At 66.3% G+C, this 22,517-nt stretch carries 22 protein-coding genes; 14 read left to right on the plus strand and 8 right to left on the minus strand.

Going from position 1 to position 22,517, the window contains the following annotated elements:
- Positions 1-4: 4 nt before the first annotated feature.
- Both CCA01S_RS05185 and mpl read right to left on the minus strand, forming a co-directional pair.
- Positions 5-1,885, minus strand: coding sequence for a ribonuclease catalytic domain-containing protein (locus CCA01S_RS05185; protein WP_066455015.1), 1,881 nt, complete (start codon positions 1,883-1,885; stop codon positions 5-7).
- 21 nt (positions 1,886-1,906) lie between these two features.
- A complete protein-coding gene (mpl, locus tag CCA01S_RS05190) occupies positions 1,907-3,319 on the minus strand; it encodes a UDP-N-acetylmuramate:L-alanyl-gamma-D-glutamyl-meso-diaminopimelate ligase (protein WP_066455017.1) in 1,413 nt (470 codons plus the stop codon).
- 78 nt (positions 3,320-3,397) lie between these two features.
- On the opposite strand from mpl, the gene CCA01S_RS05195 reads away from it, so the two are divergent.
- From CCA01S_RS05195 to CCA01S_RS05225, 7 genes are all read left to right on the plus strand, one after another.
- Complete coding sequence (locus CCA01S_RS05195) at positions 3,398-3,892, plus strand: TlpA family protein disulfide reductase (protein ID WP_084386508.1); 495 nt, start codon at positions 3,398-3,400, stop codon at positions 3,890-3,892.
- A 258-nt stretch (positions 3,893-4,150) separates the two neighbouring features.
- Positions 4,151-4,600 carry an acetyl-CoA carboxylase biotin carboxyl carrier protein gene (accB, locus tag CCA01S_RS05200; protein ID WP_066455027.1) on the plus strand — a complete coding sequence of 150 codons (450 nt, stop codon included), beginning with the start codon at positions 4,151-4,153 and terminating at the stop codon, positions 4,598-4,600.
- Between the two features lie 3 nt (positions 4,601-4,603).
- Entirely contained in the window at positions 4,604-5,953 is a 1,350-nt protein-coding gene (accC, locus tag CCA01S_RS05205; RefSeq protein ID WP_066455028.1) for an acetyl-CoA carboxylase biotin carboxylase subunit, read from the plus strand.
- Positions 5,954-5,962: 9 nt separating this feature from the next.
- On the plus strand, positions 5,963-6,874 hold the full coding sequence (gene prmA / locus CCA01S_RS05210) for a 50S ribosomal protein L11 methyltransferase (protein WP_066455039.1): 912 nt from the start codon (positions 5,963-5,965) through the stop codon (positions 6,872-6,874).
- A 17-nt stretch (positions 6,875-6,891) separates the two neighbouring features.
- A complete protein-coding gene (locus CCA01S_RS05215) occupies positions 6,892-7,983 on the plus strand; it encodes a zinc-ribbon and DUF3426 domain-containing protein (RefSeq protein WP_066455041.1) in 1,092 nt (363 codons plus the stop codon).
- An 8-nt stretch (positions 7,984-7,991) separates the two neighbouring features.
- Positions 7,992-8,951 (plus strand): carbohydrate kinase family protein, encoded by a 960-nt coding sequence (locus tag CCA01S_RS05220; protein WP_066455045.1) that lies wholly within the window; start codon positions 7,992-7,994, stop codon positions 8,949-8,951.
- 121 nt (positions 8,952-9,072) lie between these two features.
- A complete protein-coding gene (locus CCA01S_RS05225) occupies positions 9,073-9,570 on the plus strand; it encodes an outer membrane lipoprotein (protein WP_066455047.1) in 498 nt (165 codons plus the stop codon).
- Between the two features lie 61 nt (positions 9,571-9,631).
- On the opposite strand, the gene CCA01S_RS05230 is transcribed toward CCA01S_RS05225, so the two are convergent.
- The 3 genes from CCA01S_RS05230 to CCA01S_RS05240 all read right to left on the minus strand — a co-directional run bounded on the left by CCA01S_RS05230 (position 9,632) and on the right by CCA01S_RS05240 (position 11,167).
- On the minus strand, positions 9,632-10,198 hold the full coding sequence (locus CCA01S_RS05230; RefSeq protein ID WP_066455051.1) for a YggT family protein: 567 nt from the start codon (positions 10,196-10,198) through the stop codon (positions 9,632-9,634).
- A 187-nt stretch (positions 10,199-10,385) separates the two neighbouring features.
- Entirely contained in the window at positions 10,386-10,676 is a 291-nt protein-coding gene (locus tag CCA01S_RS05235; protein WP_066455054.1) for a hypothetical protein, read from the minus strand.
- Positions 10,677-10,732: 56 nt separating this feature from the next.
- Positions 10,733-11,167, minus strand: coding sequence for a CopD family copper resistance protein (locus CCA01S_RS05240; protein WP_066455057.1), 435 nt, complete (start codon positions 11,165-11,167; stop codon positions 10,733-10,735).
- A 135-nt stretch (positions 11,168-11,302) separates the two neighbouring features.
- On the opposite strand from CCA01S_RS05240, the gene CCA01S_RS05245 reads away from it, so the two are divergent.
- Positions 11,303-11,794 (plus strand): hypothetical protein, encoded by a 492-nt coding sequence (locus tag CCA01S_RS05245; protein ID WP_066455061.1) that lies wholly within the window; start codon positions 11,303-11,305, stop codon positions 11,792-11,794.
- 3 nt (positions 11,795-11,797) lie between these two features.
- Here CCA01S_RS05245 and gltX read toward each other — a convergent pair whose 3' ends face one another.
- On the minus strand, positions 11,798-13,216 hold the full coding sequence (gltX, locus tag CCA01S_RS05250; protein ID WP_066455063.1) for a glutamate--tRNA ligase: 1,419 nt from the start codon (positions 13,214-13,216) through the stop codon (positions 11,798-11,800).
- 104 nt (positions 13,217-13,320) lie between these two features.
- Between gltX and CCA01S_RS05255 the strand changes: the two genes are divergently transcribed.
- On the plus strand, positions 13,321-15,777 hold the full coding sequence (locus CCA01S_RS05255; protein WP_066455069.1) for a bifunctional acetate--CoA ligase family protein/GNAT family N-acetyltransferase: 2,457 nt from the start codon (positions 13,321-13,323) through the stop codon (positions 15,775-15,777).
- 214 nt (positions 15,778-15,991) lie between these two features.
- Here CCA01S_RS05255 and CCA01S_RS05260 read toward each other — a convergent pair whose 3' ends face one another.
- Positions 15,992-16,666, minus strand: coding sequence for an alpha/beta hydrolase (locus tag CCA01S_RS05260; RefSeq protein WP_066455071.1), 675 nt, complete (start codon positions 16,664-16,666; stop codon positions 15,992-15,994).
- Positions 16,638-17,216 carry a ribosome biogenesis factor YjgA gene (gene yjgA / locus CCA01S_RS05265; RefSeq protein WP_066455072.1) on the minus strand — a complete coding sequence of 193 codons (579 nt, stop codon included), beginning with the start codon at positions 17,214-17,216 and terminating at the stop codon, positions 16,638-16,640. The genes CCA01S_RS05260 and yjgA overlap by 29 nt, the downstream gene beginning before the upstream one ends.
- Positions 17,217-17,268: 52 nt before the next feature.
- On the opposite strand from yjgA, the gene pmbA reads away from it, so the two are divergent.
- From pmbA to argC, 5 genes are all read left to right on the plus strand, one after another.
- Positions 17,269-18,636, plus strand: a complete 1,368-nt coding sequence (gene pmbA, locus CCA01S_RS05270) for a metalloprotease PmbA (protein WP_066455074.1) — start codon at positions 17,269-17,271, stop codon at positions 18,634-18,636.
- Positions 18,637-18,741: 105 nt separating this feature from the next.
- Positions 18,742-19,842: a TRAP transporter substrate-binding protein gene (locus CCA01S_RS05275; RefSeq protein WP_066455076.1), complete on the plus strand. Its 1,101-nt coding sequence runs from the start codon at positions 18,742-18,744 to the stop codon at positions 19,840-19,842.
- Between the two features lie 553 nt (positions 19,843-20,395).
- On the plus strand, positions 20,396-20,824 hold the full coding sequence (gene rplM, locus CCA01S_RS05280; protein WP_066455077.1) for a 50S ribosomal protein L13: 429 nt from the start codon (positions 20,396-20,398) through the stop codon (positions 20,822-20,824).
- Between the two features lie 12 nt (positions 20,825-20,836).
- A complete protein-coding gene (gene rpsI / locus CCA01S_RS05285; RefSeq protein ID WP_066455080.1) occupies positions 20,837-21,229 on the plus strand; it encodes a 30S ribosomal protein S9 in 393 nt (130 codons plus the stop codon).
- A 226-nt stretch (positions 21,230-21,455) separates the two neighbouring features.
- Positions 21,456-22,514 carry an N-acetyl-gamma-glutamyl-phosphate reductase gene (argC, locus tag CCA01S_RS05290; protein ID WP_066455082.1) on the plus strand — a complete coding sequence of 353 codons (1,059 nt, stop codon included), beginning with the start codon at positions 21,456-21,458 and terminating at the stop codon, positions 22,512-22,514.
- Positions 22,515-22,517: the final 3 nt, after the last annotated feature.

Here is a 22,517-nt window from a genome sequence, read left to right on the forward strand (position 1 = left end):
TGCCTCAAAGTGCCTCGTGCAGCCGGCACTCGATTTCCAGCCCCAGCTCGTCGAAGCCCAGGATGTCGAGCACGATTTCCTGGCCGCGCTCGAAGGTGGGCAGGCCGTTGATGCGCGTGACCAGCGGGGCGCAGGCCAGGCGTACCAGGTTTTCGCGCAGCACGTGGGCGCGCACTTCTTTCAGGCCCTGCTGCTGCAGCCAGCGGATGCACCAGTAGCGTTCCATGGCCGACTGGAAATCGCCCCACAGCGTGTACTGCGAATCGAAGGCGCCGATCAGCGCGTACAGGTCGGCATCCTTGGGCTTGAAGGGCGCGGCCAGCCGGGCCGAGACGCCGTGTTCGGCGGCGGCGATGATCTGACCCTGGTTGACCAGATCGACGTAGCGGCGCAGTGGCGAGGTGGACCAGATGTACTGCGGCACGGCGATCGATTCGTGCGGCAGGGCCTGCGTGGACATGCGCGTGCGCCCCATCTGCTGCGAACGGTAGATGCCCGGCACGCCATGCTGGGCGAGCAGAGCCCCCCACTGCGTGTTGGTGAGGATCATGTATTCGGCCACCAGGCGCTCCAGCGGGGCATTGCGCTGGCGCGGGATGAGGTGGATGACGGAGTCCGGATCGTTGGCCGGGCCTTCGAGCTCGAAGCTGTATTCGATGCGGTCGTTGTTCTCGGGTTTGCCGCGGGCGCGGTCGCGCGCGGCGCTCAGGTGCTGGGCAAACTGCCACAGCGGGCGCAGCCAGTGGGCGTAGGGCACCTCGGCGGCGGGGTCGGCCAGGGCGGTTTCGCTGATCTGCTCGCTGAGCAGGTCGTGACGCAGGTTCTTGCGCACCTGGATGCGTTCCAGCCGGGTTTCCGTGGCCAGCACTTCGCCGTCGTGCAGCCGCCCGGTGACGTACAGCGACAGGGCGGGCCGCCACTGGCCCTCGTCCAGGGAAAAGGCCGTGATCAGCTCGCGCGGCAGCATGGGGATCTTGTCGCCCGGCATGTACACCGTGGACATGCGGCTGCGCGCCATGTCGTCAAAGGCGCTGCCGCGCGTGATGGCCAGCGCCGGGGCGGCGATGTGGATGCCCACGCGGATCGTGTCCGCGTCGGGCAGCGAGACCGACAGCGCGTCGTCGATCTCGATCGTGCTGGAATCATCGACCGAATAGGCCTCGATGTCCGTCTGCGGCAGGTGATCTCCCCAGTTTTCGACCGCGACGGGTGGCCACTCGGTGCCCTTGGGAAAGTGCGTGGCGAGAAAGCGCTCGCGCATCATGGCCAGGGGGTTGGGCCAGACGCCCAGCGAGAGCAGCAGCTTTTCCGGACTGATGGCCAGCTGCTGGACGGCGGCGTCGAAGGCCTTCCATTCGAGGGTGTTCTTGTCGGGGCGGTCGAGAAAACCCGCCGCGACCGCCTGCAGGGCTTCGGGCAGCCTGCCCGCCACCAGTTCGTCCGTCCAGTGTTGCTGTTGTTCGGCCTGCAGGCGTTTTTTCTCGATGGCGGCCAGTGCCGCCTGCAGGATGTCGGGCGGCGCCGGGCGAAAGAGCCCGCGGCCACGTCGATGGAAATAGGCTGGCGCCGCCGACAGGGCCAGGATGAGGGCGGTCTTTTCGACCGCGTCGGGCGCGTGGCCAAAGTAGTCTTGCGCCAGCGCCGCGGCTTCAAACTCTTGCTGCGGCGCGAACTCCCAGAGGAAATCGGGTTCGAGCGTGGCGGCCAGCGTATCGGCGGCGGGCAGCAGGGCCTCGGGAGCCGGCTGTTCGAAGGTGAACAGGACGTTGTTGCGCTTGATCTTGCTGCGCTTGCCCGAAGCCGACTCGACCTGCAAGGAGGTGTCGGCTTCGGAGAAGATGGTTTCGGCCTTGAGCTTGCCGGCGTCTTCGTAGAGAACGTGCATGTGAGAAGGGGATGTGGGGGGTCAGTGGGACGTGGTGTTCCCGGGAGAGCGGGGGACGGCGCGCAGGGCGAGCGCGTCGAGCAGCTTCTGGTGGATGCCGCCAAAGCCGCCGTTGCTCATGATGAGGATATGGTCGCCGGGCCGGGCCTGGGCCGACAGGGTTGCGATGAGCGGGTCGAGCGTATCGCCTGTCCAGGCGAGGCGGGTGTCCAGCGGGGCCAGTACGTCGGCGGGGTTCCAGCCCAGCGCCTGCTTGCCGTGCGTCTGGCCGTAGCAGAAGACGAGGTCGGCCTGCGCCAGCGCGCCGGGCAACTGCTGCGCCATGGTGCCCAGCTTCATGGTGTTGGAGCGGGGTTCGATGACGGCGAGAATGCGGCTTCGCGGGCCGACCCGGCGGCGCAGGCCGTCGATGGTGGTGGCGATGGCGCTGGGGTGGTGGGCGAAATCGTCGTAGACGGCGATGCCGTCTACCGTGCCGCGCAGTTCGAGACGGCGGCGCACGCCCTGAAAGGCGTTCAGCGCCGCGATGCCCGCCTGCGCCGGGATGCCGGCGTGATGGGCGGCGGCCAGGGCGGCCAGGGCATTGGCCTGGTTGTGGCGCCCCGTGAGCGACCAGTCGAGCCAGCCCTGGGACTGGCCCTGGAAGACGATTTCGCAGCGTCGGTCGTCTTGTGCGTCGGGCCGCGCCTGCCAGTCGCCGTCGGCGCCGAAGGTGGCGATCGGGCTCCAGCAGCCCTGCGCCAGCACGCGGTCGAGCGCCGCGCTGTGGCGCGGGCGGATGATCCGGCCGCTGGCCGGAATCGTGCGCACCAGGTGGTGAAACTGGCGCTCGATGGCCGCCAGGTCGGGGAAAATGTCGGCGTGGTCGAATTCCAGGTTGTTCAAGATGGCCGTGCGCGGGCGGTAATGCACGAATTTCGAGCGCTTGTCGAAGAAGGCCGTGTCGTATTCGTCGGCCTCGATGACGAAGCGCGTGCGCGCGGCGTCGTAGCGCGCCGAGACTTTCAGGTCGGGAGCGACGCCGCCAATGAGAAAATTGGCCGGCTGGCCCGCGTGTTCGAAAATCCAGGCCAGCATCGAGCTGGTGGTGGTCTTGCCGTGGGTGCCCGCGACGGCCAGCACGTGCTGGCCCGCCAGGATGTGGTCGGCCAGCCATTGCGGGCCGGAGACGTAGCGCAGCCCCTGGTCGAGGATGGCTTCCATCAGCGGGTTGCCGCGGCTGACCACGTTGCCGATGATGTACAGGTCGGCGCCCAGCTTGACCTGGCTGGCGTCGAAGCCTTCGACCAGCGTGATGCCCTGCTCGCGCAGCTGCGTGCTCATGGGCGGGTAGACCCCCGCGTCGCAGCCTGTGACCTGATGGCCCGCCGAGCGGGCGATCAGGGCCAGGCCGCCCATGAATGTGCCGCAGATTCCCAGTATGTGTACGTGCATTGCAACCTCCGGCCTGTATTGTAGGGTAGGCCCCAGTGCTATGATGGCCTCGCAACAGGTTTTACAGGTGGTGAAAGGATGGACAGGCGGACATTCCTGCGCGGGGCCGTGTGCTGCGGTCTGACAGTTGGTGCCGGGCGGGCCGGGGCGTCGCTGCTGCCCGCCAGCCCCGTGTTCGGGCGCGCATTCGACGCGCTCGACGGCGCCAGCCAGCCCTTGGCCCAGTACCTGGGGCGCCCCATTTTGATGAACTTCTGGGCCAGCTGGTGTGCGCCCTGCGTGCGTGAAATGCCCCTGCTCGAATCCGTGCACCACCAGCACCCGGGTCTTCTGGTATTGGGTCTGGCGGTCGATACGCGGGCCAATGTCGTGCGCTTCCTCGACAAGATCAAGGTTTCGTACCCGCTGCTGCTCACCGGCACGCAGGGCATCCCCCTGATGCGCGAACTGGGCAACAAGGGCGGCGGCCTGCCGTTCACCGTGCTGTTCGACCGCCAGGGACATGCCGCTTCCTTCGTCATCGGCGAACTCAAGGAAGCCGATTTGCAGCAGCGTTTGCAGCAGATACTTTAAGTTTCAATTTTGCTGGGGCAGCGGCTGGAGTGCCCATTTTTAATGGACAAATCGCTGTTTTTAGCGTAAAAAGGCGGTTTGAAGGGCTGATGCGTTCGGGTTGTGGCTGTCTGTCGGCCCCCGATCGCCGGGCATCAGGTGGCCGTCGTAGATTCTTCCCCTCGTCTGGGGCAGACCGACGGCAAATTTGTTTGTGCCGCCCGCATCCAATCATCTTGGGCCTGCCATGTCGCGGCCTGCACACAGGAATCATTTCTCATGGATCTCAGAAAACTGAAAACGCTGATCGACCTGGTGGCCGATTCGGGTATCGCCGAGCTGGAAATCACCGAAGGCGAAGGTAAGGTCCGCATTGTCAAGTTTTCCCAGACTCCGGTGGTGGCGGCCGCGCCCGTGGCCGTCCCCGCGCAACAAGTCGTCGCCGCCGCCCCGGCGGGTGCCGCGGCCCCTGCGGCGGCCGCGCCCGTGGTACAGGGCCATCAGGTCAAGGCGCCCATGGTGGGCACCTTCTACCGCGCGCCCAACCCCAATTCTCCGGCCTTTGTCGAAGTGGGCCAGACGGTGAAAGAAGGCGACCCGCTGTGCATCATCGAAGCCATGAAACTGCTCAACGAGATCGAGGCCGACAAGTCGGGCGTCATCAAAGAAATCCTGGTTGAAAACGGCGAGCCCGTCGAGTACGGCCAACCTCTGTTCATCATCGGCTAAGCCATGTTCGAGAAGATTCTCATTGCCAATCGTGGGGAAATCGCCCTGCGGATTCAACGCGCCTGCCGCGAACTGGGCATCAAGACCGTCGTGGTGCACTCCGAGGCCGACCGCGAGGCCAAGTACGTGCGCCTGGCCGATGAATCCGTCTGCATCGGGCCGGCTTCGCCGCGCGACAGCTACCTGAACATGCCTGCGCTCATTTCGGCCGCCGAAGTCACCGACGCCGAGGCCATCCACCCGGGCTATGGCTTTCTGTCGGAAAACGCCGACTTCGCCGAACGCGTCGAGAAAAGCGGCTTCGTCTTCATCGGTCCGCGTCCGGAAAGCATCCGCGTCATGGGCGACAAGGTGTGCGCCAAGCAGGCCATGATCGACGCCGGCGTGCCGGTGGTGCCCGGCTCGGGCGGCGCGCTGCCCGACGACCCCGAAGAAATCCGGCGCATCGCCGCCCAGGTCGGCTATCCGGTCATCATCAAGGCCGCGGGCGGCGGCGGCGGGCGCGGCATGCGCACGGTCTACGACGAAGCCTCGCTCATCAACGCCGTGGCCATGACGCGCACCGAAGCCGGGGTGGCCTTCAACAACCCCGAGGTCTACCTCGAAAAATTCCTCGAAAACCCGCGCCACATCGAGATCCAGATTCTCGCCGACGGCGCGGGCAAGGCCGTCTGGCTGGGCGAGCGCGATTGCTCCATGCAGCGCCGCCACCAGAAAATCATCGAAGAGGCACCGGCCCCCGGCATCGAGCGTGCGCTCATCGAAAAGATTGGCGAACGCTGCGCCGAGGCCTGCCGCAAGATGCGCTACCGGGGCGCGGGCACCTTTGAATTCCTGTACGAAAACGGCGAATTCTTCTTCATCGAGATGAACACCCGCATCCAGGTCGAGCACACGATCACCGAAATGATCACCGGGCTCGATCTCGTGCAGTGGCAGATCCGCATCGCCGCGGGCGAGAAGTTCACGCTGCGCCAGCGCGACATCCACCTGCATGGCCACGCCATCGAGTGCCGCATCAACGCCGAAGACCCGCACAAGTTCACGCCCAGCCCTGGCAAGATCACCAACTGGCACGTGCCGGGCGGCCCCGGGGTGCGCATGGATTCGCACGTGTTCACCGGCTATACCGTGCCGCCCTATTACGATTCCATGATCGCCAAGCTCATCGCGTATGGCGACGATCGCCACCAGGCGATCATGCGCATGGATATCGCGCTGTCCGAGATGATTGTCGAAGGGGTGCGCACCAACATTCCGCTGCACCGCGAGCTGCTGCAAGACCCCCATTTCATCCAGGGCGGCACCAGCATCCACTATCTCGAACACATGCTCGCGCAGCGCAACAGCTGAGGCCGTCCCATGCGTGAACTGGTGCTCCATTGCACAGAAGCCCAGGCCGAGGCCTGGTCGGATGCCCTGCTCGAAGCGGGGGCCCTGTCGGTCTCCGTCGAAGACGCCGATGGCGACACCGAGCGCGAACAGGCGCTGTTCGGCGAGCCGGGCTCCGAGCCCGAAACCCTTGCCTGGCAGCGCAACCGTCTGGTGGCCTTGCTCGCCGATGGCGACGACCCGGCGCAGCTGCTGGCCGCGCTCGATGCCCTGGGCGGCACGCCCGATGCGTCCGCCTGGCGCGTGCGCGAAGTGCCCGACGCCGACTGGGTGCGCCTGACGCAATCGCAGTTCGGGCCCATCACGGTGGGCGAGCGCATCTGGATCGTGCCCAGCTGGCACCGCGAAGACGCCGGTCTGCCCGCGGCCGGACAGCACGACGGCATCGTACGCATCGAGCTCGATCCGGGCCTGGCCTTCGGCACGGGCAGCCATCCCACCACGCACTTGTGTCTCGAATGGCTGGCGGCGCATCTGCGGCCAGGCCAGACGGTGCTCGACTACGGCTGCGGCTCGGGCATCCTGGCGATTGCCGCCAAGCTGCTGGGGGCGGGCGAGGTGCGCGGTGTGGACATCGACGAGCAGGCCGTGCAGGCCACCCGGCAAAACGCCGCCGTCAATCGCGCCCAGGTTCAGGCCAGCCTTCCGGACGGCCTCTCGGCGGGCACCAGCGAGGTCGTGGTAGCCAATATCCTGTCCAATCCCCTCAAGGTGCTGGCGCCGATGCTGGCGGCACGGGTGGCGCCCGGCGGGGCGCTGGTGCTCTCCGGCGTGCTCGAGCGCCAGGCCGACGAAGTCGCCCAGGCCTATGCGCCCTGGCTGCCGCTGTCCGTCTGGGCCGCCCGTGATGGCTGGGTGTGCCTGGCGGGCCGTTGCGCCTGATCGGTGAGGGCAGGGGCATGGATCTCACCACGCGCTGCCCGAAGTGCGGCACCGTTTTTCAGGCCAGCCTGTCCGACCTGCAGCTGCGCAAGGGATACATCCGCTGCATCCAGTGCGCCCATATTTTCGATGGCTATGCCGAAGTCGTCTCGGATGCGCCGGGCGCGCCATCGGCCCGCGCCATGCCCAACCAGGCCGCCGGCCTGACGCGCGTGCCCTCGGGCCCGGTCGTGAGCGTGGCCGACGAGCCCCTGCCTGAAGAAGACGCCTGGGTGCCGGTCGGGCCTGGCGCGGCCCCGGGGCCGACGTCGGCCCCTTTGCCCCAGGTGTTCCGCTCGGGGCGCGAGGCTACGGAGCCGCACGAGGCGCCCATCCTGGCCGAGGACGAACCTTCGATCTCCTGGGATGCGCCCGCCGCCGACGCCTGGCGGGAGCCCACGGTTTCCCTGCCGTCCGAGCGGCTCGAACCCCAGGTGGGGCCTGGCGCGGCGGCCGAACCTTTCGTCGTGGACGCCCGGCCCGGCCACCGCTCGCTGGGCGGCACGGCGGCCCCCCTGATGCAGCCCGACGCCGCGCCTTGGTGGCTGGGCGTCGCCCGTTTCGTAGGCGGCATCCTGCTGATGGCGCTGGTGTTCGTGTTCGGCCTGCAGCTGCTGTACGTGTACCGGGGGCAGCTGGCCCAGACGCTGCCCATCACGCGCCCGGTGCTCGAACAGGCGTGCGTCTACCTGCAGTGCCGGGTGCCCTATGCCCGCGAGGCCTCGCTGCTGGCCATCACCGGCTCGGCCCTGCGGGCCGACGATGCGGTGCCCCGGATCAACCCGGCGGCGGGGCCGACGGCCGCGGCGCCAGAGCAGCAGCGTTTCGTCCTGCAGCTCACCTTGCGCAACCAGGCCGCGTATCCGCAAGAATGGCCCACGCTGGTGCTCGATCTCAAAGACAGCGCGGGCACCCTGCTGGTGCGGCGCAATCTGGCGCCTGCGGATTACCTCGGCACGCGGCCGCCGCAGCGCCCCTTTGCCGCGCACAGCGAGGTGCTGGTCCGGGTGCCCCTGACCCTCACCGGGCTGCGCATCAACGGCTACCAGCTCGATTTGTTCTACCCATAAGGATTCTCATGACCCAGACTCAGACTCAGGACGTACTGATTTGCGGCTCGATCGCGTTCGACACGATCGCCGTCTTCGAGGGCCGGTTTCGCGACCACATCCTGGCGGACAACCTCAAGTCGCTGAGCGTGTCTTTCTTCGTGCCATCCCTGCGCAAAGAGTTTGGCGGCTGCGCGGGCAACATCGCGTACAACCTGAAGCTGCTGGGCGGCCATCCCGTGCCCGTGGGTGCTATCGGCCAGGATGCCGAAGACTATCTGCAGCGTCTGCGTGACCTGGGTATCGACACCAGCCTGGTGCGGGTGGTGCCTGACACCTACACGGCGCAGTGCTACATCACCACCGACCTGGACAACAGCCAGATCGCTTCGTTTCACCCGGGCGCCATGCTGCATTCGGCCGAAAATGACCTCACCGGGCATGACGCCCGCTGGGCCATCGTGTCGCCCGACGCCAAGGACGGCATGTTCGTCCACGCCGAACGCCTGAAGGCCGCTGGCATCCCGTTTGTCTTCGATCTCGGGCAGGCCATGCCCCTGTTCGACGGCGATGACCTGCGCCGCATGATCGCCATGGCCGCCGTGCTCACGGCCAATGACTACGAAGCCAGCGTCATCGAAGACCGCCTGGGGCGCAAGATGCCCGAGATCGCCGCGGGCCTGCGCGCCGCCGTCGTCACGCGCGGGGCCGAGGGCGCCACTCTGTACACTGGGGGCGAGCAAGTGCATATTCCCACGGCGCCGGTTGCCCGGGTGGTCGATCCCACTGGTTGCGGCGACGCGCATCGGGCGGGCCTGCTGTACGGCCTGGTGAACGACTGGTCGCTGCGCGACGCCTGCTGCCTGGCCAACGTGATGGGCGGCTTCAAGGTGGCCAGCCAGGGGCCGCAAAATCACGCGCCCACGCGGGTCGAGATCGCTGCGGTGCTGCGCTTGCATTATGGTATCGATGCGGGCAAGCTGGCCTGATCGGGTTTCAGGCCCGCGCGTCAGCGTGGGCACGGGTTTGAACGCTTTCGTGCTTTGTGTGTCAAACAAGGCATTTGTGCTTGTTGTTTGTGTTTGTTTTACGTTTTACAGGAGACCTCCCATGACGGTCCTTCATGTTCCGGTGCAAACGCGCCTTGTGCGCCTGATGGCAGCGGCGGGCCTGGGCCTGTCAGTGCTGGCCCTGGCGGGCTGCGCCAACCAGTCGGCCTCGGGCTCGGTCTACAGCTATGGCCAGGCCCAGCAAGAGCAGGTGGTGCGTTATGGCACCGTGGTGTCCGTACGCCCGGTGGTCATCCAGTCTGATCAGTCGTCCGGCGTCGGTGCCCTGGCCGGGGGTGCCCTGGGCGGCGTGGCGGGCAGCGCCATTGGCGGTGGGCGCGGGCAGATTCTCACCACCATCGGTGGTGCCCTGCTGGGCGGCCTGGCGGGTAATGCCGCCGAAAATCAGGTCAACAAGACCCAGGGCCTGGAAATCACCGTGCGCCTCGATAATGGCGAGACCCGCGTCGTGGCTCAGGCCAACGACATCCAGCTCAGCTCAGGGCAGCGGGTGCAGGTGATCAGCGGCGGCGGCCCCACGCGCATCGTACCGATGTAAGCACGACAGCGGCCCGTGCGTCACCGCGCAGGCCGCTGCGGGGTTCGCGTTGGCGCGGGGCTCAGGCCCCGAAGGCCGAAAACGCCAGGTGGTTGAGCACCATCATCAGCACCTGGGCGATGACCAGCAGCACCAGCGGCGAGAGGTCGAGCCCGCCCATGCGCGGCAGGGCGCGGCGGATGGGGTCGAGCAAGGGCGCTGTCAGGGTGTAGAGCACCGGCATGACGGGCGACAGCGGGTTGATCCACGACAGCACGGCCTGGATCAGGGTGACCCAGACGATGATGTTGAACAGCCACTTCAGGCCTACCAACAGGCCGCTGAGCAGCACGGCGCCGAAGGCCGAGGCGGGCGGCAGCGTGCCGCCCGTGCCGATGAACCAGGTGAGCAGCAGATACAGCATGGCCGTGACCCAGCACGCGAGGATGGTGGGCCAGTCGAAGCGTCCGCTGACGGGTACGGCGCGGCGGATGGGTTGCACCAACCAGTCGGTGGCACGCAGCACGGCTTGCGAATACGGATTGAACGGATGCAGCCGGATGGCGAAGATCCAGGCGCGCAAGATGAGCGCGATGCCAAACAGCTGGAAGATGATGTCAATCAGGAAAATCAGGATGTCACGGACCATGCCTTGCTCGCAGACAGCAATAAGTGCGCCATTGTCGCATCAGCGCAAAAGCGGCGGCAAGTTGTCCGCGCGTCCGAGCCGATCCGGGTCGTTTGCAAGCGGTGAGGGGGCAAGCAGCGGGGGGTAGGCTGGGCGGACGCGGGAAGATCGGGTATGCGTATTTGCCGGACGGCGCGCGGGCCTGTGCTCAGGGGCGGGGTGAGAGCGGAAAAGGCCAGTTGCCCGCCGGGTTGAGGTCGGTGCGGGCGGCGGGCGCGGCGGCTTCGGGCTTGCTGGCCGCCTTCTTGACGCGGCTGGGGGCCTTGGTCGTGGCTTTCTTGACGGGCTTGTCGCTGGCTTTGGCGGCGGGCTTCTTGGCGGTTGCGGCTTTTTTGGCGGTGCCGATGTCGGCGGGTTTGGTCGCCGTTTTCTTGCTGGTGGCTGTTTTGGTGGCGGGTTTCTCGGCGGGGGATGCCGCCGCCTTCTTGGCAGTCGTCATGGCAAAGCTCCAGGAACAAAGGAGTAGATATTACGCGTCTTCGCCGCTGGCTTCCATCACAGGTAGAACATCGCCTTGGCCAGGAAGACGATCAGCACTACGTGGCAGAAGACGCTGAGGTGGATGAGCTGGAAGTGGCGCGACTTCAGCTTGCCCTTGCCGCTCATGGTCATGGCGAAGATGAAGTGCCCCAGCACGCTGAAGGCGAGGATGATCTTGATCCACAGCAGGGTGGCGAAGTGGCTGGCGAAGGGGTGGGCCAGCGCCTCGCGGAACTGCCAGGCCATGCCCAGGCCGGCGCCGAACAGGACGATCATGACGAAGGGCATGATGCGCCGCGCCCGTTGCCCGATGGCCAGCTCGACGCTGCGCATGGTGTCGCGGCCCAGCGGCTTGCGGATGCCTTCGAGAATCAGCACCTCGAAAAACACCGTGCCCACGAACATGATGGCTGCATAAAGGTGCAAAGTGACAAGTACGGAATGGCTCATGTCAGTAGAATATTCGTTTCCCTGCAAGATCGCGCAGGCACGCCGGAATTGTAGGCCGCGTGCGCCTGCCCGGCAGGATCGGCCCTGCCGCAGGCGGGGCTATTGAATGACAATTGTCATGAACAGGATCAAGTAATGCGATTCATTCGTCTTTCCATGGCCGCCCTGGGCGCGGCCGTTCTGGGTGGCCTGAGCGCCTGCGCGCCCACCCGGCCGCCAGTGGCGTCCGCGCCCGCCGCCGTGGTCGTGCCGACCTGCACCCCGGTGCCCGCGGGCGAAAAACTGGTGGGCAACTGGCTGTCCGTCACCGCGCAAAAAGGGGTGGCGGGGTCGTTGCGCACGCTCTATACCCTGAACCCCGACGGCACCATGAACTACGTCGAGCAGATCAAGCGTCCGCGCACCCCTTCGCAGGGGCTGGAAGAATCGGGCTGCTGGTCGCACGAGGGCGGCCAGCTGGTGCTGCGCACGCTCGAATCCAACGGTGTGCAGGTCAATCTCAAAGACCCGATCTACACCAACCGCTACCGGATCATCCGGGTGGATACCGCCGAACTGCGCTTCCAGGGGGCCAACGGGCTGGTGCGGGCGCGCCGCATGTCGCCCGGCTACCGCCTGCCCTTCTGAGGTTCAGGCCTTCAGGCTGGCTTCCAGCCGCTCGAGCACCGTGGTGCGTCCCAGCAGGGCCAGCACGGCGCCGATCGACGGCGTGTGTTTCTGACCCGTGACCGCCACGCGCAGCGGGATGGCGAGCTTGGGCATTTTCACGCCGTGCTCTTTGATGAAGGCCTTGATGAGGGCGTCGAGCCCGGCTTCGGACCAGTCTGCCTGCGCCTGGGATTGCACCAGGAAGGCGCGCAGCAGGCTGACGGCGGCCTCATCGAGCACTTCGGCGCGCAGTTCGGCGCAGGCAGGCCGGTAGGGGCCGCAGAAGAGCAGGGCGCCTTCGGCCAGGTCTTCCAGTGTTTCGCTGCGTTCGCGCAGCAGCGCCATGATGGCGGGCAGATCGGCTGCCTGCGGGTTGCCGCCGCGGCGGCTGATGCGCGGCGCGACGCGCTGGGCGAGGTCTTCGGGACTGTGCTGGCGCAGCACGTGGGCATTGACCCAGTTGAGCTTTTTTGGATCCCACTGGGCCGCCGAGCGGCTGAGGTGGCGCGGATCGAACCACTCGACCAGCTGCTCGCGGGTGAAAAGCTCGTCGTTGCCGTGGCTCCAGCCCAGGCGCGCCAGATAGTTGACCATGGCCTCGGGCAGGTAGCCCAGCTTGTCGTATTCCATGACGCTCACGGCACCGTGGCGCTTGGAGAGCTTTTCGCCATCGGGCCCGAGGATCATCGGCACGTGGCCGTAGCGCGGCGGCTCGGCGCCCAGCGCCCGCAGGATGTTGATCTGGCGGGGGGTGTTGTTGACGTGGTCGTCGCCGCGGATGACGTGGCTGATCTGCATGTCCCAGTCATCGACCACGACGCAGAAGTTGTAGGTGGGGGTGCCGTCCGGGCGGGCGATGACCAGGTCGTCGAGTTCGCCGTTGTCGAAGCTGATGGGGCCCTTGACCAGATCGTCCCAGGCCGTCACCCCTTCGAGTGGGCTGCGAAAGCGCACCACGGGCCGGATGCCTTCGGGGATGGGCGGCAGGGTCTTGCCCGGCTCGGGGCGCCAGGTGCCGTCATAGCGGGGCTTGGCGCCGATGGCGCGGGCGCGCTCGCGCATGGCCTCGACTTCTTCGGGCGTGCTGTAGCAATAGTAGGCCGTGCCCTTGGCCAGCATGTCGGCGATGACCGCGCGGTAGCGATCCATGCGCTGCATCTGGTAGAAGGGCCCTTCGTCGGGCGTGAGCGCCAGCCACTGCATGCCGTCGAGAATGGCCTGGACGGCTTTGGGCGTGGAGCGTTCGAGGTCGGTGTCCTCGATGCGCAGCACGAAGGTGCCCCCATAGTGGCGTGCGAAGGCCCAGGAAAAGAGGGCTGTGCGGGCCCCCCCCAGGTGCAGGTAACCGGTGGGAGACGGGGCAAAACGGGTGCGCACGGGACGCTGAGCAGAGACGGTCATGGTGGTTGGCAAGTGGGGTTTTTTCGGGAAACCCCTGTAGAATCAGGGTAGAAACCCTGTATTTTAAAGGGACAGCCCGTATTCGGGTGTCCGAGGCCATATTCATGCTGCGTCATCGTCTGGCGGCTTTGTTCGAGCCGCGCTCCTTGCTGGTTCTCAGCTCTCACGAATTGCCGGTCGTACAGGCGCCGCCCGCCTTGCTGCAAGATCGCATCGCGTCCGTGCGCATCGACGAACGCGGCCATTGGCAGCTGCCCGCAACCCTCGGCTTCCTGGAAAAGGGCCAGCGGCTCGACATGGCCCTGCTGTCCATCGACCCCGCCAGCCTGCCCGCGGCCCTGGGCGACATCAAGCGCTATCGTCCGCGCGCCCTGGTGCTGCTGCCCCACGAAACCCCTTCGGCCAATCCCCTCGAAACGCGCACCTACTGCCAGGCCTGGGGCCAGATGAACGACTGCCTGGTGCTCGGGCCGGGGGCGCTGGGCATCCAGCGGCCCCACCTGGGGCTCAACCTGGGGCTCGAAGCCCAGGGGGCGCCGGTCGGGCGCGTGGCGCTGGTGGCCCAGTCGCGCATGGTGGCCGCCGCCGTGCTCGACTGGGCGGGCGATATCCAGCTGGGGTTTTCCGCAGTGGTTTCCACGGGCGATTCCTCCGGCGTCACAGTGGCCGAGGTGCTCGAATACCTGTCGATGGATCCGCGTTCCGACAGCATCGTGCTGTACCTCGAAGAGGCCGATTCCTCGCGGCGCTTCACCAGCGCGCTCAATGCCGCCGCCAGCGTCAAGCCGGTCATCGTGCTCAAGGCCAGCCAGCATGGCGCGGATGCCAATCCCGCCGAAGACGCCGTCTTCGATGCCCTGCTGCGTCGCACGGGGGCGGTGCGCATCCGCTTTTTCGTGCAGCTGTTTTCGGCTCTCAAGGTGCTGGTGCATGCCCGGCGGCAGCGGGGCCGCCGCATTGCGCTCTTTTCCAACGGCCACGGTGCGGCGCATCTGGCGCTCGATGCCGTCGGGCAGGGTGGGCCGGTGTCCTGCGCCGACCTGGGCACGCAAACCCGCCGCGACCTGCGCGCGCTGCTCGAACCGGGGGCGGTGGTCGATAACCCGGTCGTCAGCCACGCGCCGCTCGACCCGGCCCGGCTGCACCAGGCGCTCACCTTGCTGGCCAACGACGGCAACGTCGATGGCGTGCTGGTGCTGATCGCGCCCGACGCGCTGACCGACATGGATCGCGCCGCCGAGGCCCTGGCGCGGTTTTCCCAGGGGGCCAGCAAGCCCATCATCTCGTGCTTCCTGGGCGACCAGTCGATGCGCCCCCAGCGGCACCGGCTCGATGCCGTGGGCCTGCCGGCCTTTCGTACGCCCGAATCCGCGGCCAATGCCTTCGGCATCCTGTCCACGTACCATTACAACCAGATGCTCGCGCAGCAGGCCCTGCCGCCCGAGATGCTCAACCGCGCACCACGCCTGGACGAGGCGCGGGCGCTGCTCAACGACGCCATCATGTCGGGTCGGGCGACGCTCGACCGCGCCAGTTGCCGCTGGCTGCTCGATTGCTTCCACGTACCCATCCGCGTCGAAGATCAATCCGCGCCCGAACCGGCACGCCAGAACCTGCCCATGGCCATCCATGTCCGCCAGGATGCGCACTTCGGCCCCTACATCCAGTTCGGGCCGGGTGGACGCACCGCCCGGCTGGCCTCGCCGCACCGCGAGATCGAGATGCCGCCGCTCAACAACTATCTGGCGCGCCAGCTCATCCAGCGCGGCAAGTTCTGGTCGCGCGTGCTCGAGCGCGACGTCAGCCCGGCGGTGTTCGAGCAGCTGCGCGAATCCCTCGAACGCATCTCCGAGATCGTCAGCGAGCTGCCTGGCGTGCGCGCCCTCACGATCGATCCGCTGTGGTGGGACGACACCAGCCTGTTTGCCGGCGACATCCAGGTGCACGTCGATCCCAATTACGACGGCGAGCGCCCCGAGAACCGCGCCTACCGGCACATGGCCATCCACCCGTACCCGCGCCGCATGGTGCGCCCCATGCTGATGCGCGACGGGCAGGAATGGCTGCAGCGGCCCATCCGGCCCGAAGATGCCACGCTTTTGCAAGAATTCGTGCGCGGGCTGTCCGACGAGTCGCGCTACATGCGTTTCGTGTCGATGCTGCGCGAACTCACCCCGCGCATGCTGGCGCGCTACACGCGCATCGACTACGACCGCGAGGTGGCGCTGGTGGCCACGGTGCAGGTGCCCAACCCCGAGAACCGGGGCCTGCTGCGCGAGCGCATCGTGGGCTTTGCACACTACCTGCGCAACGCCGATGGCCAGGGCGCCGAATACGCCTTGGTCATCGCCGACGACTGGCAGCGCCGCGGCCTGGGGGCTGAACTGATGGGCAGCCTCATCCGCGTGGCCCGCACGCAAGGCCTCAGCTACATCGAGGGCATCGTGCTCGCCACCAACCGCGCCATGCTCGCCCTCATGACCTCTCTGGGCCTGCAAAACGATCCAGACGAGGAAGACCCAGGCATGAGAAGGGTGTGGATGAATCTGGACACGAAATAGTCCCTGCGGGCTATTTCGTGCCAGATTCATCGGAGCGGCATGCAGGCCGCGAGGTGGATGAGATCGGACTATCAACCGTCCCTGCGGACGGTTGATAGCCTATCGAATCGGAGCGCCTTGCAAGGCGCGACGTGGAGGGCTGCCTCAGTCCAAGAAGCTCCCAAGGCGCGACGTAGAGGGCTGCCTCAACCCAAGACGCCCCCAACACCTTCCCTTAATCGGCAAACACGGACACCAAAAATTCCCGAATATCCGCCAGCTCTTGCGGATGCAGCCCGTGCGGCATCGGATACGTGTGCCACTGCACTGGCTGCCCCAGCCCCAGCAGCACGTCGCGGCTGGTTTCGGCGTAGGCCATCGGGACGACGGGGTCTTGCGTGCCGTGCGCCAGGAATACCGGTGTCTGGGCGTTGGCCGGGTGGCGCTCGGCGGCCAGCGTGTTGCGCAGCGGCAGGTAGCCGGACAGGCCGATGATGCCCGCCAGCCGGTGTTCGAGCCGCAGGGCTGTGTACAGCGCCATGGCGCAGCCCTGCGAAAACCCCGCCAGCACGATGTGTTCGCGCGGGACGCCGCGCTCGGCCTCGCGGGTGACGAGTTCTATCACGGCCTGGCGTGTGGCGCGGATGCCGTCGATGTCCTCGCGGGCATCGCGATCCAGGCCGTAGAGGTCGTACCAGGCGCGCATGGGCATGCCCTGGTTGAGCGTCACCGGCATGATGGGGGCGTGCGGAAAGACGAAGCGGATGCCCGGCAGGCGCGCGTCGGCCAGCTCGGGGACGATCGGCTCGAAGTCGTGGCCATCGGCCCCCAGGCCGTGCAGCCAGATCACGCTGTGCGTGGGGGAGGGGGCCGTGGTGCGCTCAATGGTCTCCAGTGTCATTGCGGGCATCGTCCTTGAAGTCGAGTTGTTTCAGCGTCTGGAACAGGGCGCGATAGTGCTTGCGGGCCGGTTCGCGACCGTCGGGCAGGGCGGCGTTGTCGCGCGCTTCTTTGCGGGCGGCGCGGATTTGCGCGCGCAGCGCCTGGATGTCCAGCTGCGGGTAGTCTTGCAGTAGTCGGGTCAGGGCGTCGTCGCTGTCGAGCAGGCGCTCGCGCAGGGCCTCGAGCCGGTGCATCGAGCGGGTTTGCTCGTGCGAACCATTGGCCCATTCGTCGAGCTGTCGGCGCAGCGCCGGGGCATCGGCACGGCGCAGCAGCTTGCCGACGTAGTGCGTCTGCCGCCGCCGCCCTTCGTGGCTGTGGATGCGCTGGGCCAGGGCGATGGCCTCGCGAGTGGATTCTTCCAGGGGCAATTGCGCCAGACGCGAGGCGGGCAGCGCAATCAGCTCGCGGCCGAGGTCGAGCAGGGCGTGCAGGTCGCGCTTGACCTGCGACTTGCTGGGGCGCTGGTCGATGTCCTCGAGGCCGTCCGGCGGCAGGCTGTCTGTGGGTTCAGGCATAAAATGATCTCCAATTGGCTATCATAACCGTCTCGTATCCGGCAGATTGCGCATGAAAGAACACACCGACGATTTTCTGGACATCCCCGTCCAGCAGGCCCAGTTCCGCGAACTGGTGAGCGACGTCCTGCGCCGTGCGGGCGCGGTGGGCGCCTCCGATGCCGCGGCAGAGGTCTCCGAAAGCCGCGGCTTGTCGGTGGCCGTGCGCCATCGCGCGCTCGAAACCATCGAGCAGACGCGCGACCGTTCATTGGCGGTCACCGTGTTTGCTGGCCAGCGGCGCGGTTCGGCCTCCACCTCCGACTTCTCCGCCGACGCCCTGCAGCGCACGGTCGAGGCCGCCTGGCATATCGCGCGCCACACGGCGGAAGACCCGGCGGCGGGCCTGCCCGATGCCGATCAGCTGGCGCTGCATTATCCCGATCTGGATCTGCATCATCCCTGGGACATCGACGTCCAGGGGGCCACGCGCCTGGCTATTGCCGCCGAACGCGCCGCCCTGGCCACCAGCAAGCAGATCACCAATAGCGAAGGCGCCTCGCTCGACACCATGGAAGGCCATTTCGTGCTGGGCAACACGCGCGGCTTTCTGGGCGGTTATCCCTACTCGCGCCACAGCCTGTCGGTGGCGCCCATCGCGGGCACGGGCGACGGCATGCAGCGCGACTTCTGGTATACCTCGGCGCGCCGCGCGCAAGACCTGGCGGCGCCCGCCAAAGTGGGGCGCTACGCCGCCGAGCGCGCCTTGTCGCGGCTGAATGCGCGCAGTCTCAAGACCGGGCGCTTTCCCGTGCTGTTCGAGGCGCCGCTGGCGGCGGGCCTGCTGGGCGCGCTGGTGCAGGCCACCAGCGGCGGCGCGCTGTACCGCAAGGCCAGCTTTCTGCTCGACGCCCTGGGCAAGCCCGTGCTGGCCAACCACCTCGACGTGGTCGAAAACCCGTATGTGCCGGGTGCCCAGGGCAGCTCGCCCTTCGATGGCGAAGGGGTGCGCCCGCAGGCGCGCCGCGTGGTCGACCACGGCACGCTCACGGGGTATTTCCTGTCCACCTATACGGCGCGCAAGCTGGGCCTGGCCACCACGGGCAATGCCGGCGGCTCGCACAACCTCAGTCTGCGTTCGCGTCTCACGCGTCCCGAAGACGATTTCGCCGCCATGCTGCGCAAGCTGGGCACGGGGCTGCTGGTCACCGAACTCATCGGCCAGGGGGTCAATTACGTCACGGGTGATTATTCCCGGGGGGCTTTTGGCTATTGGGTCGAAAACGGGCAGATCCAGCATCCCGTGCACGAGATCACCATTGCCGGCAATCTGGCCGAGATGTTCCGCCAGATCGTGGCCGTAGGGGCCGACGTGCATCATCGCGGGGCCAAGGCCACGGGTTCGGTGCTCATCGAGCAGATGGCGGTGGCTGGACAATAGGGGCCGCAGGCCTGCGCGCCCGGTGTGCAACGTGTTACGTCCGGGCCGGGCCGCAGTGTAATATCAGAGCGTTTCATTCGAATATCACACCAGGAGAACAGCACTATGCAGCGTCGTGCATTTCTGAAACGTGCCGGCTTGGGGGCCGTTGCAGGCACCGCCGCCGTGGCCGCTCCCGCCATCGCGCAGGCCAATCCCCAGATCAACTGGAAAATGACGTCCACCTACGGGCCTTCGCTGCCGCCGCTGTTCTCGACGGCACAGCTGTTTTGCAGCATGGTCAAAGATCTCACGGATGGCAATTTCAACATCCGCCTGTACCCGGCGGGCGAACTGGTGCCGGGCTACGGCGTCATGGACGCCGTCGGCAACCGCACGGTCGAGTGCGGCCAGACGGCTTCGTACTATTACTACGGCAAAGATCCGTCGTTCTGTTTCGACACCGCCGTGCCGTTTGGCCTCAATGTGCGCCAGATGAACGCCTGGATGTACGAGGGCGACGGCATGAAACTCATGCGCGAACTCTTCGCGCCGCGCGGCATCGTCAACTTCACTTTCGGCAATACCGGCACGCAGATGGGCGGCTGGTATCGTAAAGAAATCAAGACGGTGGACGACCTGAAAGGCCTGAAGATGCGCACCGCGGGCTTTGCCGGCGAAGTGCTCTCGCGCATGGGCGTCATCCCGCAGCAGGTGCCGCCAGGCGACATCTACCCTTCGCTGGAAAAAGGCGCGCTCGATGCCGTCGAGTTCGTGGGGCCGGTGGACGATGAAAAACTTGGCTTCCAGAAAGTGGCCAAGTATTACTACTATCCGGGCTGGTGGGAGGGCTCCGCCCAGGTGTCGCTGTACGTCAACGACAAGGCTTACGCCGAGCTGCCCAAGGCCTACCAGTCCGTCATCGAGATCGCCTCGCGCGCCGCGGGCAATAAGCTGGTCGAAGACTACGATACCCACAACCCCGAGGCCCTGCGCCGCCTGATCGCCAGCGGCGCCGTGCTCAAGAGCTTCCCGCGCGAAGTGATGGATGCCTCGTTCAAGGCGTCCAGCGAGGTCTATAAAGAATTCTGCGACAAGAACGCGGGCTTCAAGAAGATCTACGACAACTACATGGCCTTCCGCGACAACGTGGTGCCCTGGTTCCGCGTGGCCGAAGGCTCGTACGACAACTATCTGGGCGCCGCGCTGGCGCGTCAAAAGAAATAGTCGCAGGGCTGTTGCGCGGCTGTTTTCAAGGGCACCTCTTTGGGGTGCCTTTTTGGTTGGTGCGGGTGTGCTGGGTTCTGCTGTTGGGTTCCTTTGTTGGGTTTCGTTGTTGGGTTCTTAAGGGCGGCTGGCCGCAGGCACAGCGCCTGTTCCGCCCCAGCCAGTGGCCCTCCCGGTGGTCGGGCTGCCCGAATCTGCCTCGTTCGGACGGGGCTGCGCCCCGCCCTGCCTTCGTCAGCATTCGGCACTGGCCGACCGTGCGGAACAGGCGCTGTGCCTGCGGCCAGCCGCGGTCTGCCTGGGGCATGGGGCGGTGGGGGTTGTTGGCGCTGGGTGCGTCAAGGCTGGGTGCGTCGGGGCTGGGTGCGTCGGGGCTGGGTGCGTCGGGGCTGGGGTGGTTTATTTGGCGTGAGTTTATGTATAATGGTGGGATTTTCGTTTGTATTCGTATCTGTACGGGCTTGCTGCGGGCACTGCTTTCAGCGTCATAAAGCCCAGGCTGGTATGAGCCAGATACTGCGAAAAATTCATTCATTTCATCAGGAACACCATCATGAAGACCTTTGTGGCCAAGCCGCATGAAGTCAAGCGTGACTGGTTTGTGATCGACGCCAAGGGCAAGGTCCTCGGCCGTGTGGCCAGCGAAGTCGCACGCCGTCTGCGTGGCAAGCACAAACCCGAATTCACGCCGCACGTCGATACGGGCGATTACATCGTCGTCGTCAACGCCGCCGAGCTGGTTGTCACCGGCGCCAAGGCAACCGACAAGCGCTATTACCGTCACTCCACCTATCCGGGCGGGATCACGGAAACCAACTTCCAGAAAATGCAGCAGCGTTTTCCGGGCCGTGCCCTGCAAAAGGCCGTCAAGGGCATGCTGCCCAAGGGCCCGCTGGGTTATGCCATGGCCAAGAAGCTCAAGGTCTATGCCGGTGCCGAGCACCCGCATACCGCGCAGCAGCCGCAAACCCTGGATATTTGAGGATAGGCCATCATGATCGGTAATTGGAATTACGGCACTGGCCGCCGCAAAACTTCGGTGGCGCGGGTGTTTCTGAAAAAGGGTACGGGCAAGATCGTCGTCAACGGCCGTCCGGTTGACGAATACTTTGCGCGTGAAACGGGCCGCATGGTCGTGCGCCAGCCGTTGGTGCTCACCAACCACCTCGAATCGTTCGACTTCCACGTCAACGTGCACGGTGGCGGTGAATCCGGCCAGGCCGGTGCCGTGCGCCACGGCATCACGCGCGCGCTCATCGAATACGATGAAACCCTGAAGTCGCCGCTCAAGCAGGCCGGCCTGGTCACGCGCGATGCGCGCGAGGTCGAACGCAAGAAGGTCGGCTTCCACAAGGCCCGTCGCCGCAAGCAGTTCAGCAAGCGCTGATCCCGCTTCGCAGGTGGCCTGGCCACCTGGCGGTGCCGCAAAAGCCCTGGTTGTTCGCACAGCCGGGGCTTTTTGCCGTATATCGGATGTGCCGGTGCCTGGCGACCCCGCCGGTGCTCGGCTGGCGACCCGGTCGGTGGGTGGCCCCCTGGCCGCCCACGGGCTTGCGCCGCCAGGTTCGCATGGGATAATGAATCTTTCGCCTTCAGCACAGGATTTTGCAGCAATGAGCACAGCACCACGCATCAAGGTCGGTATCGTCGGGGGCACGGGCTATACCGGGGTCGAACTCCTGCGCCTGCTGTCGCAGCACCCCGACGTGCGGCTGCATGCCATCACCTCGCGTAAAGAATCCGGCATGCCGGTGGCCGACATGTTTCCCAACTTGCGCGGGCACGTCGATCTGCGCTTCCAGACACCTGAAGAAGCCGCGCTCGACCAATGCGACGTCGTCTTCTTCGCCACCCCCCATGGCGTGGCCATGGAACAGGCTCCTGGCCTGCTCGAACACGGCGTACGGGTGATCGACCTCGCCGCCGATTTCCGCCTGCAGGACATCGACGCTTTCCAGCGCTGGTACAAGATGCCGCACAGCTGCCCAGCCATCTTGCGCGATGCCGTCTACGGCCTGCCCGAACTCGACCGCGACCGCATCCGCCAGGCGCGGGTGGTCGGCAATCCGGGCTGCTATCCCACCACCGTCTTGCTGGGGCTGGCCCCCATTTTGCAGGCCGGGCGTCCGCTGGTCGATGTCGGCCACGTCATTGCCGATTCCAAGTCGGGGGTGTCGGGCGCGGGGCGCAAGACGCAGGTCGGTTCCCTGTTTTCCGAGGCCGCCGACAACTTCGCGGCCTACGGGGTGGCCGGCCATCGCCATCATCCCGAAATCGCCGAATGCCTTACCCGCATCGCGGGCACACCGGTGGGCATCACCTTCGTCCCGCATCTGGTGCCCATGATTCGTGGCATGTTTTCCACGCTGTACTTGCGTATCCTGCCCGACGCGCTCGACACCGATTTTCAGGCGCTCTATGAACAGCGCTACGCCGACGAACCCTTCGTCGATGTCATGCCCGCAGGCAGCCTGCCGCAGACGCGCTCGGTGCGTGCGTCCAACATGCTGCGCATTGCCGTGCACCGCCCGGCGGGGGGCGATACGCTGGTGGTGCTGGTCGTCCAGGACAACCTGGTCAAGGGTGCCGCCGGCCAGGCGGTGCAGAACATGAACCTCATGTTCGATCTGCCCGAAACCACTGGGCTGCGACAAGTCGCTGTCCTGCCCTGACGG

Origin of the sequence: Castellaniella caeni NBRC 101664, from assembly GCF_001592225.1 — a bacterium.
GTDB lineage: Bacteria > Pseudomonadota > Gammaproteobacteria > Burkholderiales > Burkholderiaceae_B > Castellaniella > Castellaniella caeni.

Bases quoted from the DNA above. Each gene is read 5' to 3' on its own strand.
- CCA01S_RS05225 (WP_066455047.1), top strand. From the start codon at position 9,073: ATGACGGTCCTTCATGTTCCGGTGCAAACGCGCCTTGTGCGCCTGATG.
- CCA01S_RS05240 (WP_066455057.1), bottom strand. From the start codon at position 11,167: ATGAGCCATTCCGTACTTGTCACTTTGCACCTTTATGCAGCCATCATG.
- accC (WP_066455028.1), top strand. From the start codon at position 4,604: ATGTTCGAGAAGATTCTCATTGCCAATCGTGGGGAAATCGCCCTGCGG.
- CCA01S_RS05260 (WP_066455071.1), bottom strand. From the start codon at position 16,666: ATGCCCGCAATGACACTGGAGACCATTGAGCGCACCACGGCCCCCTCC.
- CCA01S_RS05275 (WP_066455076.1), top strand. From the start codon at position 18,742: ATGCAGCGTCGTGCATTTCTGAAACGTGCCGGCTTGGGGGCCGTTGCA.
- yjgA (WP_066455072.1), bottom strand. From the start codon at position 17,216: ATGCCTGAACCCACAGACAGCCTGCCGCCGGACGGCCTCGAGGACATC.
- mpl (WP_066455017.1), bottom strand. From the start codon at position 3,319: ATGCACGTACACATACTGGGAATCTGCGGCACATTCATGGGCGGCCTG.
- prmA (WP_066455039.1), top strand. From the start codon at position 5,963: ATGCGTGAACTGGTGCTCCATTGCACAGAAGCCCAGGCCGAGGCCTGG.
- CCA01S_RS05235 (WP_066455054.1), bottom strand. From the start codon at position 10,676: ATGACGACTGCCAAGAAGGCGGCGGCATCCCCCGCCGAGAAACCCGCC.
- CCA01S_RS05185 (WP_066455015.1), bottom strand. From the start codon at position 1,885: ATGCACGTTCTCTACGAAGACGCCGGCAAGCTCAAGGCCGAAACCATC.
- accB (WP_066455027.1), top strand. From the start codon at position 4,151: ATGGATCTCAGAAAACTGAAAACGCTGATCGACCTGGTGGCCGATTCG.
- pmbA (WP_066455074.1), top strand. From the start codon at position 17,269: ATGAAAGAACACACCGACGATTTTCTGGACATCCCCGTCCAGCAGGCC.
- CCA01S_RS05220 (WP_066455045.1), top strand. From the start codon at position 7,992: ATGACCCAGACTCAGACTCAGGACGTACTGATTTGCGGCTCGATCGCG.
- CCA01S_RS05255 (WP_066455069.1), top strand. From the start codon at position 13,321: ATGCTGCGTCATCGTCTGGCGGCTTTGTTCGAGCCGCGCTCCTTGCTG.
- rplM (WP_066455077.1), top strand. From the start codon at position 20,396: ATGAAGACCTTTGTGGCCAAGCCGCATGAAGTCAAGCGTGACTGGTTT.
- CCA01S_RS05230 (WP_066455051.1), bottom strand. From the start codon at position 10,198: ATGGTCCGTGACATCCTGATTTTCCTGATTGACATCATCTTCCAGCTG.
- CCA01S_RS05245 (WP_066455061.1), top strand. From the start codon at position 11,303: ATGCGATTCATTCGTCTTTCCATGGCCGCCCTGGGCGCGGCCGTTCTG.
- CCA01S_RS05215 (WP_066455041.1), top strand. From the start codon at position 6,892: ATGGATCTCACCACGCGCTGCCCGAAGTGCGGCACCGTTTTTCAGGCC.
- CCA01S_RS05195 (WP_084386508.1), top strand. From the start codon at position 3,398: ATGGACAGGCGGACATTCCTGCGCGGGGCCGTGTGCTGCGGTCTGACA.
- gltX (WP_066455063.1), bottom strand. From the start codon at position 13,216: ATGACCGTCTCTGCTCAGCGTCCCGTGCGCACCCGTTTTGCCCCGTCT.
- argC (WP_066455082.1), top strand. From the start codon at position 21,456: ATGAGCACAGCACCACGCATCAAGGTCGGTATCGTCGGGGGCACGGGC.
- rpsI (WP_066455080.1), top strand. From the start codon at position 20,837: ATGATCGGTAATTGGAATTACGGCACTGGCCGCCGCAAAACTTCGGTG.